This is a genomic window from Paraburkholderia sp. UCT70 (genome assembly GCF_050434085.1).
Taxonomy (GTDB): Bacteria; Pseudomonadota; Gammaproteobacteria; order Burkholderiales; family Burkholderiaceae; genus Paraburkholderia; species Paraburkholderia tuberum.
On sequence record NZ_JBNPVZ010000003.1, the window covers coordinates 1,387,962 to 1,402,202 of the forward strand.

A 14,241-nucleotide genomic window follows, 5' to 3' on the forward strand; every position below is an offset into this window, starting at 1 on the left:
GCTCAACGTGTCGCTCCAACGGTCGAGTCTCTCGCTTCCGTGCGCGTGGCGACACGCTTTGCGACAGCCGCGGTGAGTATGGGCGAGACGATGGCCGTCACGACCACGCACGCGGCAACCAGCAGCGTCGCGCTTTTGGCGGCTTCAGCGTAGACCGGATTGGCCGCGGCGATCAGCGCCGGCACCGCCGCGCCGTTGCCCGCCGTGTTGGCGGCCGCCACCCCAGCGACACCCGTGCCGCCCGTCAGCCGATCGGTCAGGTAAAGGGGAATGCCCGTGACGATCACCACGGCAATGCCGAGGCCGATGCCCAGCAGGCCCGCTTGCCATACCTTGTGCAGGTCGAGGCTCGCACCGAGCGCCAACGCGAAGAACGGAATCATGACCGGCACGGCGCGGCCAAGAAAGGCGCGCATTTCCCGGTCGAGATTGCCCAGCAGCATGCCGGCCGCCAGCGGCAGGACGCTGCCGACCAGCGTCTGCCAGGGAAACGCCGAAAGCCCGGCCACGCCGAGCGTGACCATGGTGAGGAACGGGCCGGATTCGAGCGACATGATCGTGTACGCGCCGACGTCTTCAGATTTGCCATATTGCCCCATCAACGCCATGTAGAGGCCGCCGTTGGTGTCGTTCATCGCGGCGACCACCGCGAGCGTCGACATGCCGGCGAACAGTCCGGAGGAGACGGGCATCTCGCCAAGAAAATGGCCCAGCACGAAACCGACGACAATCGCCGTCCCCACCTTCGCGGCAAACAGCGCGCCGCCCTTCTTCAGCAGATAGGGCGTCGCCTTGATATCGATGGACGAACCCATGCACACGTAGAACACAGCAAGGATAGGCAACGCACCCGTAAACAGCGCATTCGTGAAGGAGCCGAAGAATTTCGGCATGCCCGGCAGAAAGGTGGCGATGACTGCGCCGAGCAGGAGCGGGACGATCATCATTCCGCCGGGTACGCGTTCGATTGCGCGCTTGATGGGTAGTTGGGCCATAGTTGTCTCACGGTTGTTTGTGATCGATATGATCACTTTAATGATCGATTCAATCATTTATGAGTGTACGCCCGCCCTCCGCTTCGCGCAAATATTTCTCGAATAGCCCTTTTTGCAGCCGGCATTTTGAAAATGATGGGGCGATCGGCTTCCCGGCTGAATTGATCGATTCAATCAATTCAGTCAATTTGACGCGGCAGGCCTGCAGCCGCGGGCGGGGCACATTCGCGCGGCGCACACCTGCCTGCCCCCGCCCCATTGCCCCGCCAGCCCGTTTGATTACACTTACGCGATTCGACGCCTTTACACGGCGCACCACCCAGGCAAATCATCACCATGAAAGTTACGAACCGCCGCGAGGCAATGCTGCAGGCCGTCCTCTCCGGCATGACCGATGTCAGCGCGTTGTGCGAGCACTTCGGCATGTCCGAGGCGACGGTCCGCCGCGACCTGCGCGCGCTCGCCGACGAACGGCGCATCGTGCGCACCTACGGAGGCGCGGCCGCTTCGCTCGGTATTCACGAACCCGAGGAATCGCTCGATAGCCGCCGCGAGAGTTTTCGCGAGCAAAAGGAGGCCATCGCGCGCGTGGCCGTGAGCCATGTGCAGGATGGCGACGCCATCTTTCTCGACGGCGGCACCACCACCGCGGCAATGGCACGTTTGCTCGCCGGCCGTCGCGAGGTTCGCGTTGTGACCAACAATCTGTTGGCCGTCAACACGCTCGCTGCGAGCGAAGTGCCCGTCACGCTGATCGGCGGCGATCTGCGTCCCACCAGCATGAGCACGCTTGGCCCGCTTGCGCAGCTTGCCTTGAGCCGCCTGTCGGTCGACAAGGCATTTCTCGGCGCGGACGGCGTGGTGGCTGACCGAGGCCTCTGCGAGGCGTCAGCGGAGCAGGCCTACCTTAAGGAATGCGTCATCAGGCAGGCTGCCCAACTTTTCGTGCTGGTCACCTCGCACAAACTGGACCGCGCAAGCCAGCAACACTGGACACCGCTCGAACGCGAGTGGACGCTCGTGACCGATGCCCGTCGCGACGCACCTGAGATGACCTCATTCCTGTTGCACGGCGAGGTGACCGTCGAGACGGCTCGGTAGCATGGGCACATTGACTACCAGGTATAACGGCTGCATCGAGTCGCTGTTCAACCCGGCCTGCGAGCAATGAAGTCAATTTCGACGAGCGCGTCACGCGCCAATCCGGTTACGCCGATACAGGTCCGCGCCGGCAATCTCCCGGCCGGAAAATAAGCTGCATAGACCGCGTTCATCGTCGCGTAATCCCGTTTGAATTCGGTCAGGAAAATCCGCGCCGAAAGGACATGTTCGAGGCCCAGACCCATCCCTTTCAACACCAGTATCAGATTGTCCATCACTCGTGTCGTCTGGGCGGCCACGCCTTCGGGAAGCGGTGCGTTGTCGTCCTCCGGCGACGTCGGCATCTGGCCGGTGAGAAACACCCAGCCGTCGTGCTCGGTTGCATGGGAGAAAGGGCCTACCGGTGTCGGGCCGCCCTCGACCATCCAGAATTTTGTAGATACATCCATCTGCGACAACTCCGTGGAAACAAGGAAAGCATCGTGCGGGCACCGCTTCGGCAGACCGATCGGGCACGCACGACAAGATGATTTATTCGGCGAACAAGGCCTTGCGGATGATCGCGTGCACGCCCCAGTTGCCGTCGACGACCCGTGTCACACCAAAGTCGACTGCGACCGACATCAACGAGATTGCTTCGTCTTCGGTAAGGCCCTTGGTCGTCATCAGAAAGCGGCGTGTCTTGATGAACGCGTCACGCATCGCGAGATCCAGCGTCGACTTCTCGTAGACCTTGCTCTGCGCGTGCGTGCCGAATTCAGCCAGATAGTTGGCATGACTGAATCCATGCAGCACCCACTCGTCGGCGGTTTCGACGAGCGGATACGTGAGATCCGCATACGGTTGGCCGGCCAGAGTTGCTCTCTTGTGCAACACCAGTTGGAACTCGCCCGTCAGCGAGCATTCGATCGCCGTCCCACATAGCTCGGAATCGCCCTGCGATGCGTGCGGATCCCCGACCGACAGCAATGCGCCGGGAACACCCACCGGCAGATAGACGCTCGCACCCTGTGCGACGCGCCAGTTGTCCAGGTTGCCGCCGAACGCGGACGGCGGAATCGAGTCAATGAGACCGTCCTGTTGCGGCGCGACCGCGATCAGACCGAAATGCGGGCGCACCGGAATCTTGACACCATTGAGAATTCCATAATTTTCCTCAACGGTGGAATGATCGACCGGAACGCCCGGATAGTCGATGGTCGGATGCACGACACCGAACGGATCGCATTGCGGCGTCCAGCGGTAGTTGTAGACCGCGCGCGCAAAGGGCGTGCCCTGGTCCGGCCGGGGCTCTGCGTCGAGTTCGTAAATCGTGACGACTTCGCGCGGTTTAGGCTCGGTCAACAATTCACGGTAATGGAAACCCCACCACGCGGCCGCATTGCTGCCGAACGCCCGCCCGCTGAATTGCGGATTCGCGCAGCGCCGCGGATGCACCTCGAGGATCCTGACTTCCAATATGTCGCCCGGCTCGGCGCCACGTACCGCAATCGGGCCGGTGCAGATATGCACCCCAAACCCTTCGCCTGCGCCTCGACCGTAGATCGATGCGTCGATCGGTCCGGCGCCGCGCCGGTTCACGTTTTTGCGCTCGGCGGTCCAGTGGAACACGCTTTCAGCGCCTGGATCGCCGGCCACCATACGCGCCCAGTCGTCCGACGCATGCTGCGTCAGTGTCTCGATCGTCACGCTATCGCCGCTGTCGACTTCGAGCACCGGCTTCAGGTCGTGTGAGAAATAGCCCCAATGTACCGTGTTGGCCGTTGCACGCAACAGATGGTGGCGCGGCTTGCCGGACCGGCTGCTGATTGCCTGCCTCGAGCCGGTTCGCGTGTCGACAGGGCGACTGGCTACGATCGCACCGGCAGCGTCGAGCGTTGCGTCCCGCGCCGCGGTTTGCGCGGGAACCAGCAGCGCATCCGTGTTGAGCGGCAATCCGCGCGAAATGCGCTGCACCACATGTCGGGCCAAATCGAGGCTCGCTTCATGACGGAAGGCGCGCGGCGACGTCTTGTACTGCTCGCGAAACGCACGGCTGAAATGCGCAGGATCGTTGAAGCCCCAACGAAAACAGATATCCGAAATCGACGTCTTTTCGTGGAGCGGATCGACGAGTTCGGCCCTGCAGCGTTCAAGGCGGCTGAGCCGCAAATACGTGGAGAAGCTCTGGCCGGCAGTTTCGAACAGCTTTTGAAGGTAGCGCTGCGAGACGCGCTCCTCTGCGGCGAGACGCGTGAGACTGATGTTGGGGTCGCCCAGTTGCGCATCGATACTGCGGCACACGCGCGAGAAGATGGCCGCCTGTGACGATGTCAGTCCGCTAATCGGCGTTTCGCGCTGTTGCACGGACAGAATCGCCACCAGAAACTCGACCAGTGCGAGCTCAAGCGGACGCAGGTCGTTGGCGGACAACGTCTCCACGCCTTCCGCAAGCGACGCAAGAAAACCGGAAAACACATGCCCGACACCGACATCTCCGGCGATCCGGCCGGCGTTCATCGACGATGCAAACAGCCGCCCCCTGATCGCCGAGCGCGGTACACGCGCGACAAAAGCGCGGAAATCGGTCGCGAAGAGCAGCGAGGCGCCTTCGCCCGACGGCAGAAAGACCAGGTCGTTCACTGCCAGAGGCTGACGTCCGCTGTTGGCCTGCAGCGTCGCCACACCGTCAAGGTGCAGCACAATCAGCACGCCGTCGCCACCGGCAGCATTTGGTTCGAGCGTCTGCGCCACCGACGCCAGCAGGCCTAGATCGAAACCGCCGGGCGACCGCTGCGTGACGATCGTGCCACGCAACGCCCGCACAGAAGCAATCGCACCGCTACGCCACCCCATCGTGTCAAGCGCTTTAAGCCACGCGCGAAGCCGTTCGGCCTCCGAATAGGACTCGGTAGTAAAGCGCAGCAAATCCAACGTTGACTCCAGAACAGACGCCCGTCGCACGAGCCCAATGCCCGCTACCCGAGGACAGATTCGACGAGCGGTACGGGCCGCCCAAAAAAGCAATAACCGCACCAACTCGGGTCGGGGGCATCGCAAGGGCGCGGCGCCCCGAACGCCGGTGCACGCCCGACACGACGATTGCGCGCGCAGGCACCAGCAACGCCCCTGTGCACCGACCTGACGCATCCGGGACGCCCGCGCACACGCGCGGCGAATCCTTGCGGCCCGAGCGGGACCTCTCAGCGGCCAGCGCCGCCGACAAAGACGTTCTTGCGAATTGATCCATGCACACCCCAATTGCCGTCGACCACTTGTGTGACGCCGAAATCCGCGGCGACCGACATCAGCGCAATGGCCTCATCCTCGCTTAGCCTGTGCACGGTCATCAGGAAACGGCGCAGCTTGCGGAACGCGTCGCGCATTGCCTTGTCGAGGCTCGCGTGCTGTGCCACCTCGGTCTGTCCGGCCGGGCCGAGTTCCGCCAGGTAGTTGGCGAAAGTGAATCCGTACACCGACCATTGATCGTCGGTTTCCAGCATCGGGTGCGTGAGGCCTTCGAGAATCGTGCCGCCGAGGTCATTCTTCTTGTGCAGCACGAACTCGAAGTCGCCGGTGAGCGAGGTTTCGATCGCCGTACCGCCAAGTTCACTGTCACCCTGCGCCGCATGAGGATCGCCGACAGAAAAGAATGCGCCTTCGATCGCGACCGGGTAATACATCCGCGCACCTTTTCCGACGCGCCAATCGTCGATATTGCCGCCGGTGTAGCTGGGCGGAATCGAGCTGACATAGTCGAGTTCCGCCGGCGCGAGCCCCATCGTGCCGAAATGCAGCCTGGCCGGCACCTTCACGTTCGGCAGGATGTTCTCGCGTTTGTTCACCAGCGTAGGGTCGACCTTGACGCCCGGGTAATCGATCATCGCGTGGACCACGCCGTCCGGGTCGGTTTGCGGCGTCCACACGTAGTTGTAGACCGCACGCGCAAATGGCTCGCCCGAGGTATCGAGCTCGAAGATCGTCACGACTTCACGGGGCTTCGGCTCCTCGATGAGATCGTGGTAATGAAAGCCCCACGATGCGGCGACATTCGAACCGAAACAACGGCCGCGATAGCACGCATTGCAGCTCGGCCGCGGGCGCACGTCGAGGATTCGCACTTCGAGCACGTCACCCGGCTCGGCCCCTTCAATCGCGACCGGCCCGGTCAGCAGATGCACGCCGACACCTTCGCCCGAGCCGAGCGTAAACGGTCCATCGGTTGGCCCCGCGCCCCGGCGCGGCATGGCCTTGTGCTCGCGAGTCCAGTGGAAGATGCTTTCGGCGCCTGGGTCGCCCGCGACCATCCGTTCGTGGTCATCGTTCGCATGGTGGGTCAGCGTCTCGATGGTGACCCGGTCGCCGGAACGCAGCGTCAACGCGGGCGCGACCTGCTTGCTGAAGTAACCCCAATGAACCGTTTCAGGCGAAACCGGGAGTGTATGGTGCTTCATGTCTGTTCGAACCTTGTAAGACGCCCGGCACGAACGGCCGGGCGATGCTGAATGGCGCGCGCCGTCAAGACGCGACTTCGAGCCGGTCGTCCGCGCCCATCACGCTCAGGAATCGAGCTGTCAATGGATGGCGCGGCTGGGTGAGCACTTCATGCGTGGGTCCCTGCTCGACCACCGCGCCGCCGCTCATGAACACGACGCGATCGGCGACCTGATCGGCAAAGCGCAACTGGTGCGTGGAGATGATCATGGTCAGGCCGCCTTCGTCCACGAGCCGCTGAATCACGTCGAGTACCTCGCCGACGAGTTCGGGGTCGAGCGCGGAGGTCGGTTCGTCGAGCAGCAGCACGCGAGGATTCGGCGCCAGCGCGCGGGCAATCGCGACGCGCTGCTGCTGGCCGCCCGACAGATGTCGCGGCAACGCATCCGCGCGATGACTGAGGCCGACGCGTTCGAGCAGTTCGCGCGCGCGGCGCTCGGCGTCGGCCGGTGGCATCCCGTGCACCCAGCGCAGCGGCCCGGCGATGTTCTCGCACGCCGTCAGATGGCTGAATAGATTGAAATGCTGGAACACCATACCGACGCCGGCACTCGCTCGCTCGTTGGCGAGGTCGCCCTGTGTCATTGGCTGACCGTCGACCCGAAAACCGATGCGCTTGCCGCCGATCCGGATTTCGCCGGCATCCCACTGCTCCAGGTGATTGATACAGCGCAGCAACGTGCTTTTGCCCGATCCGCTCGGCCCGAGCAGCGCAATGACCTCGCCGAAGCGGACAGTGAGGTCGAAGCCGTCGAGCACCGTCTGCTTGCCGTAACGCTTGCTCAGCCCTTTCACCTGCACCGCCGCTTTCTGCGTCTGCAATAGCTCGTAGCGGCTTGCGCGCTCCGCATGGGCCTTGCGCGCAACCGGCAGGGGCGGGGCGTCGAGCTGCGCACCGACGGATAGCGTCGCGCTTGCGGCGGAGGGCTCCGCGGCGAGCGCGGCCCGGCGCCACGGCAGCAGTCGCGCAAAGCGTCCGGACGGACTGCGATCGAGATCGAGCGCGGTTTCGGCGAATAGCTGGATCGCGGCAATCAAGCCGGTCAGCACGAGATACATCAGCCCGGACGCAAAGAAGATCGAGAAGAAATCAAACGTCGACGACGCGAGTTGCGTGCTGCGCAAGGTCAGTTCGTCGACCGCGATCACGGAGGCCAGCGACGAGTTCTTCAACGCGCTGACCGATTCGTTGCCGAGCGCCGGCACCATGGTGCGGATCGCCTGCGGCGCGATCACACGGCGCAGCAACACGGTCGGCGTCATGCCGAGCGCCTGCGCCGCAAGAACTTGCCCACGGTCCACGCCGAGCACCCCGGAGCGCAGGATTTCCGCGATGAACGGCCCCTCGTTCGCCGCAAGCGCGAGACCCGCGGCGCCCATCGCGCTCAGCTTCAAACCGATGTGCGGCAGCGCGTCGTATGCGAACACGAGTTGCAGGATCAGCGGCGTTCCGCGAAAAATCACCGTGTAGCCGCGTGCAATGGCGGCAAGCGGCCCCACCTTGCTCAATTGCATGCTCGCGAGCATCAGTCCTACGATCAGACCGCCTGCCAGCCCGAGGAGCGTGACTGCGATGGTGAAGCCGATGCCGCTTAACAGATACGGCAGGCCGACATAGTGCAGGAACAAATTCATCAGTTCGAGGCAATCAGCTTGGGAGTTTCGAGATTTTCAGCACCAAGCGACCACTTCTTCAGCAGCTCGGTCTGGGTGCCGGACTTCTGGATGGCGACGAGCGCCGCCATTACCGCCGCGCGCATTGTCGGATTCGTTTTGGGTACGCCGATACCGATCGAATACGGCAGTGTCACCGCATTGGCCTTTTCGAGCTGGCCCGGATACGCCTTGACCGCCTGGTCCACCGTATTGACGTCGTTGATGTACGTATCGGCGCGGCCTGAGAGAATCGCCTGGATTGCGTTCGCGTTGTTGTCGTACAGCTGCACGGCGGCTTCCGGCTTGTTCGCCGCCTTGCAAGCCGGTGCGAGCTTCTGGATCAGCGGCACTTCGACGTAACCGGTGTTCTCCGCAGCGGTCGTGCCGCACATCGTCTGGTTGATGCCGCTGATTTTCTTCGGATTGCCCTTCGCAACCAGCACGCCGTCGAACACTTTCGAATAGGTGATGAAGTCCGCCGCCTTCGCGCGCTCCTCGGTCGCATAGATATCGGAGATCACGATGTCGGCCTGACCGCTTTGCAGCGTCGCCAGCAGCGCCGAGAACGCGACAGGCTTGTACGCCATCTTGAAGCCGAGGCAATTGCCGATCGCCTCGCCGAGATCGATGTCGAAGCCGATGTATTTCGTCGGATCGTTCGGGTCCAGCGCTTCGTAACCCGGCGTGTGCGGGTTGATCGCGTTGATCAGCGTCTTGCCCTTGAATTGCGGGTATTTCGCCTGCAACGCGGCGCACTCGGCGGGCACCGGCGCGGCGGCTTGAGCGTGACCCGACATCAGCAGCGCCAGCAGACTGGCAGCGCCGAGAAGCAGCTCGCGCCAGCGGCGGCCAAAACCGCCTGCGCGCGGCATGCCACGTCCATGACCGACAATACTTGTGTTCATCCCCACACTCCTGAACGGCAGATGTCAAAGGCCCACCCTATGTAAGCCTCGTTGCATCGCACGAGACCAAGGGTAGGTGAACGAAATTCCGTGGACTTGTTCCAGCGCGCCCAAATGCTTGCACGGGCGCGAAGCAGTTCATCAGCGCCGCGAGCGGGTCGATGCTGTCGCACGGCCAGTCGAGTTGGCAGCGCACCCGGCAAGCTGGACGCTTCGACTGCCGGGCGCAATGCGTCGTACTCAATGCGATGACGCCGTCCCCGCCTGCAGCGTGGTGGCAGGTATTTGCGCTTCGCGCGGGAAGTAGCACGCCGGCGATTTGACGTGCACATACTGATTCCCGCAGGGCAGGCCCGCATAGTCGACAGTCCGGGTTGTCGCAGTTTGCGCAAGCGGCGCACGGTGAGCCTGTGCCGACGAATAGGCGCAGCCGTTCAGCAGAGCGACGAAGATCAGGCCAATGAGAGTTCGTATCATGAGGAATGTGTCGCGTGGTCCGACTCAATGAGCTTCTTTTAGCGCCGCGCTCGAGACCAGCGCGTCCGACCTGTTCCACCAACCGCCGCCGACGGCCTGAAAGAGCGCCGCCGTGTCCGCGAGCCTCGCAGCTCTCGCCTGGATCGCGGCGACGTGCGCCGTTTCATAGCTTTGCTGTGCCGTCAGCACGGACAGGTAAGCGATCTCCCCCGTCTGCAGCTTCCGGCGAGCGATATCGAGGCTGCGCGATGCAGCCTGTTCGGCGGCCACGGACGCTTCCAGCGTCTTCGCATCGGCTTGCACACTCTGCAAGACATCGGCAACGTTCTGGAACGCGTTGATGACCGTCAGGCGGTACTGAGCCCCGGCCTGCTCGTAGACCGCCTGAGCGGCGCGCTGGCGGTGCAGCAGCGCCCCGCCCTGGAAGATGGGCTGCGCGACCTTGCCGACCACGTTGAAGAACTGGTTGTACGGCGTGAACGCGTTGGCGAGAGCATTCGGTGAGGTGCCCAGTGCGGCGCTCAGTGAGATCTGCGGCAGCCGGTTGGCGATGGCGACGCCGACTTGCGCGGAGGCCGCGTGCAAAGCAGCGGCAGCGGCGCGAATATCCGGGCGTTGCTCGACGAGCCTGGACGGCAAGCTCACCGGAAGATTGTCGGGCAGGTGCAGGTCCGCCAGATCGAAGTGCACCGCCAGGTCTTCATTCGGAAAGCCTCCCACCAGAGCAGTCAGCGCATCGCGCTGCAGCGCCCGTTGCTTTTCGAGCGGCGGCAACGCCGCTTGCGCCTGGGCGAGCACAGCCTGCTGTTGCAACAGATCGGCCTGTGCGGCCTCGCCGAGCGTGTATTCGCGGCGGACGATGTCCGCGAGTTCGGTATCGGCCTTGATCATCTCCTCTTGCGCGGCAATCTGACCGCGCAAGGCCGCTTCGTCGATCGCCGCGAGCACCACGTTGCTGCTCAACGTCAGATAGGCCGCTTCGAGTTCGAAGCGCTGATTCTCGGCTTGCGCGGCCGCCGATTCGACGGTCCGGCGATTCAAGCCGAATGCGTCGAGCGAATATGAAACGGTCAGCTCGCCCGTGTAGAGTGAATAGATGCGCTGGTTGTTCGCCGCGACCGGTGCGAGGCTCGCAGTCGGCGTCCCGTTCCTGCTGCCCGACGCATCGAGACCGATGCTGGGGAAGAACGACCCCTCCTGCGCCAGCATGTTTTCGCGCGCGCTAGTGAGCGCAGCGTGTGCGGCGTCGATCGTCGGGCTGCGCCTGAACGCGCGATCGATCAGCTGGTTCAGCTGCGGGGACTGGAACAGCGTCCACCATTGCCCGGGTATATCGCCGCCGACGACGAAGTCCTGCGTCGGCCCACCCGCGCCGGCCGCCGCCGCGGTCCTCGAAGGCAACGGCGCTTGCGTATAGCCGGCTCCAGCCGGTGCGGCAGGCTGCGTGAAGTTGGGACCGACCGCGCAACCCGCGAGCAGCAACGGTATCAACAGGCTGGACGAACGTTTGAAGGTGATCATGTGAGTAGCACCCTGTGTCATTCTGCGTATTCCGGTACGGTCTGCTCTTGCGGCATCGTGCGCTTGCGGCGGTCGAACCACGGGTACAGGGACGGCAGCACCAGCAAGGTCAGCAGCGTGGCCGACACCAGTCCACCGATCACCACCGTGGCGAGCGGCCGTTGAACTTCCGCGCCGGAACTCGTGGAAAAGGCCATAGGCAGGAAGCCCAGACTCGCGACAGTCGCCGTCATCAGCACGGGACGCAGCCGTGTCAAGGCAGCCTGCCGCGCCGCCTCGAGAGCGCCAAGGCCGCTCGCCCGCTTCTCGACGATGTAGCTGACCAGCACGACCCCGTTCAACACCGCAATGCCGAACAGCGCGATGAAGCCGACGGCGGCCGAAATGCTGAACGGCAGGCCGCGTGTCCAGAGCGCCAGGATCCCGCCGATTGCCGCAAACGGCACGTTGAAGAAGATGAGTGCCGCCAGGCTCACGCTGTCGAACATCAGATAAAGCAGGACGAAGATCACCGCCAGGGCGACGGGCACGACCACGTAGAGCCGCGACATCGCCTCCTGCAAATTCTTGAAGCTGCCGTTCCAGGACAGGCTGTACCCGGGCGGAAGCTTGACCTGCGTGGCCACGGCATGTTGCGCAGCGAGCACGAATCCGGCGAGATCGCGGCCGCGCACGTTGGCCTGCACCATGATCACGCGCTGCCCCTGTTCGCGCTCGATCGTCGAAGGACCGGGCTCCATCCGGATGTCGGCGACTTCGGCGAGCGGCACGGCCTTGCCCGCGCCGTTGCTCACGCGTAGCGCGCCGATTCGCGCCACATCAGTGCGGTCTTGCGGCGTCAGACGAACGCGTATGTCGAAGCGGCCATCGTTATTCGACATCGAGCCAACGGTACGGCCTCCGAGCGCCTGCACCACGTCGAGCACCTGGCTCGCATTGAGGCCATAGCGCGCCACCGCATCCCGGTTGACGATGATGCGCAAGTACGGCTGGCCGACCGTCTGTTGCGCTTGCACGTCGGCGGCTCCCGGCACGCGAGCGATCACGCTCGCGATACGCTGCGCGGTATCGTGCAACGCGTCGAGGTCGTTGCCGTGAATCATCACGGCTACATCCGCCTGCACGCCCGCCAGCATGTCGTCCATGCGCATCTGGATCGGCTGGGCCCAATCGAGCGTGAGGCCGGGAACCGCGCGATTGAGCGCATCCGAATACGCTTCGACCAGTCCCTCCTGAGTTTGCGCGGTCTTCCACTCCGATTGCGGCTTGAGCATGATGAAGGTGTCGCTTTGCTCGACACCCATCGGATCGGTGGGAATCTCGGAACTGCCCCCGAGCGTGACCGCCGACTGAACTTCGGGAAAGCGCTTCAGCGTTCGCTCGACCATCGTCTGTGACTCGACCGCCGACGGCACGGAAATGCCCGGCAGCTTCGTGGTCGTGACCGTGAGCGCCCCTTCTTCCAGACGCGGCAGGAATTCCGCACCAAGGCGCGAGCCGAGAACGCCCGCGAGCGCGAGCAGCAGCACGGCAAGCCCGATAGTCAGCGCGGGACGATGCGCCGCGCGCGTGAGCACCGGCTCGTAGCGCCGCCGCATCCAATCGATGATGCGGCTCTCGCGTTCGGCCACCTTGCCGCGCAGCAGAAAGCTCGCGAGAACGGGCATCACGGTCAACGTGATCACGAGCGACGCGAGGAGCGCGAACACGACCGTCAACGCCATCGGGCGGAACATCTTTCCCTCGACGCCCTGGAGGCTGAGAATCGGCAGATAGACGGCGGTAATGATCAGGACCGCAAACGTGACGGGCCGCGCCACTTCCCGGGATGCCTCGAGCACGACCGCCTGCATGGGCCGCGCCGGTGCTTCCGCGCGCCGCCGTACGATGTTCTCGATCATGACCACCGCGCCGTCGACGAGCAGCCCGAAATCGATGGCACCCAGGCTCATGAGATTGCCGGACATGCCCGCGCTGTACATGGCGATCGCCGCGGCCAGCATCGACAAAGGAATCGCCAGCGCGACGATCAGGCCGGCGCGCACATTGCCGAGCAACAGCAGCAGCACGGCAATCACGAGCACGGCGCCTTCGACCATGTTGTGAGCAACCGTATGCAGCACGCGGTTCATCAGGTCGGCGCGGTTGTAGTACGGTGCGATTTCGACGCCGGGCGGCAGCGTCGTGTTGATTTCCTTGACGGCGTCCTGAACCCGCTGCGCGACGATACGCGTGTTTTGCCCGAGTCCCATCAGAACGACGCCGACAACGGCTTCGCCTTGGCCGTCGCGCGTGACTGCGCCCAGCCGGGGCATCGGCGCCTCGACGACGCGCGCAACATTGCGAACATAAAGCGGCGTGCCATCCGGCTCGGTGCGCAACACGATGTTGCCGATGTCGGTCGCGTTGCGAAGCAGCCCTTCGCCGCGAATGATGGCCTCCCCGCCGTTGTGCTCGATGGTCGCGCCGCCGGTTGCGCCGTTGTTCATCTGCACGGCATTGAAGATGTCGGCGGTCGAAAGGCCGTAGCGCGTGAGCGCGTCGTCCGCCACCTGCACTTCGTAGGTCTTCAGTTCGCCGCCGTTGACGTTGACGTCGACCACGCCCGGCACTTCGCGGAATTTCGGCGCGATCTGCCAGTCGAGCAGCGTTCGCAGCGTCATCAGGGATTGCCCGTGGCCACGCACCTGAAATTGATAGATCTCGCTCAGGCCATCCGACAGCGGTCCCATCTGAGGCGGATTTGTTCCGGGCGGAAGCTGCACCGTCTGCAGGCGCTCGCCGATCAGATTGCGATCCTGATAGATGTTCGAGCCGTCGGCAAAGCGCACGTAGATGACCGACAGGCCATAGCGGGAAATGGAGCGCAGCGCCTGCATGCCGGGCAACCCTTGCAGGGCGAGTTCGACGGGCGCGGTAATCGAGCGTTCGATATCGACCGGAGCGAGCCCCGGCGCTTGCGTCGTCACGAGCACCTGGACCGGCGAGATATCGGGCTGCGCATCGAATGGCAGTCGCTGCATGCTGACGAGCCCAAAGGCGATCAGTACGGCGACCAGGATCAGTACCATGGCGCGATTCTTCAGCGCCGCATCGACAATCTTCGTAATCAT

9 protein-coding genes are annotated in these 14,241 nt (G+C 63.8%); 1 reads left to right on the top strand and 8 read right to left on the bottom strand.

The features are described from left to right. Positions 1–2: 2 nt before the first annotated feature. Positions 3–995 (bottom strand): 2-keto-3-deoxygluconate permease, encoded by a 993-nt coding sequence (locus OKW41_RS24390; RefSeq protein ID WP_026226515.1) that lies wholly within the window; start codon positions 993–995, stop codon positions 3–5. Positions 996–1,331: 336 nt separating this feature from the next. On the opposite strand from OKW41_RS24390, the gene OKW41_RS24395 reads away from it, so the two are divergent. Then, positions 1,332–2,096, top strand: a complete 765-nt coding sequence (locus OKW41_RS24395) for a DeoR/GlpR family DNA-binding transcription regulator (protein ID WP_187632708.1) — start codon at positions 1,332–1,334, stop codon at positions 2,094–2,096. A 47-nt stretch (positions 2,097–2,143) separates the two neighbouring features. Here the strand turns inward: OKW41_RS24395 and OKW41_RS24400 are convergent, their stop codons facing one another. The 7 genes from OKW41_RS24400 to OKW41_RS24430 form a co-directional block, all read right to left on the bottom strand. Beyond that, positions 2,144–2,545: a RidA family protein gene (locus tag OKW41_RS24400; protein WP_429574208.1), complete on the bottom strand. Its 402-nt coding sequence runs from the start codon at positions 2,543–2,545 to the stop codon at positions 2,144–2,146. 82 nt (positions 2,546–2,627) lie between these two features. After that, positions 2,628–5,009 carry an acetamidase/formamidase family protein gene (locus OKW41_RS24405; protein ID WP_429574209.1) on the bottom strand — a complete coding sequence of 794 codons (2,382 nt, stop codon included), beginning with the start codon at positions 5,007–5,009 and terminating at the stop codon, positions 2,628–2,630. 269 nt (positions 5,010–5,278) lie between these two features. Beyond that, entirely contained in the window at positions 5,279–6,529 is a 1,251-nt protein-coding gene (locus OKW41_RS24410) for an acetamidase/formamidase family protein (RefSeq protein ID WP_429447574.1), read from the bottom strand. A gap of 64 nt (positions 6,530–6,593) precedes the next feature. Beyond that, positions 6,594–8,204, bottom strand: coding sequence for an amino acid ABC transporter permease/ATP-binding protein (locus OKW41_RS24415; protein ID WP_429574210.1), 1,611 nt, complete (start codon positions 8,202–8,204; stop codon positions 6,594–6,596). Further along, positions 8,204–9,130, bottom strand: coding sequence for an ABC transporter substrate-binding protein (locus OKW41_RS24420; protein ID WP_429574211.1), 927 nt, complete (start codon positions 9,128–9,130; stop codon positions 8,204–8,206). The genes OKW41_RS24415 and OKW41_RS24420 overlap by 1 nt, the downstream gene beginning before the upstream one ends. A gap of 501 nt (positions 9,131–9,631) precedes the next feature. After that, a complete protein-coding gene (locus OKW41_RS24425; RefSeq protein WP_429574212.1) occupies positions 9,632–11,128 on the bottom strand; it encodes an efflux transporter outer membrane subunit in 1,497 nt (498 codons plus the stop codon). 17 nt (positions 11,129–11,145) lie between these two features. After that, positions 11,146–14,241 carry an efflux RND transporter permease subunit gene (locus OKW41_RS24430; RefSeq protein ID WP_429574213.1) on the bottom strand — a complete coding sequence of 1,032 codons (3,096 nt, stop codon included), beginning with the start codon at positions 14,239–14,241 and terminating at the stop codon, positions 11,146–11,148.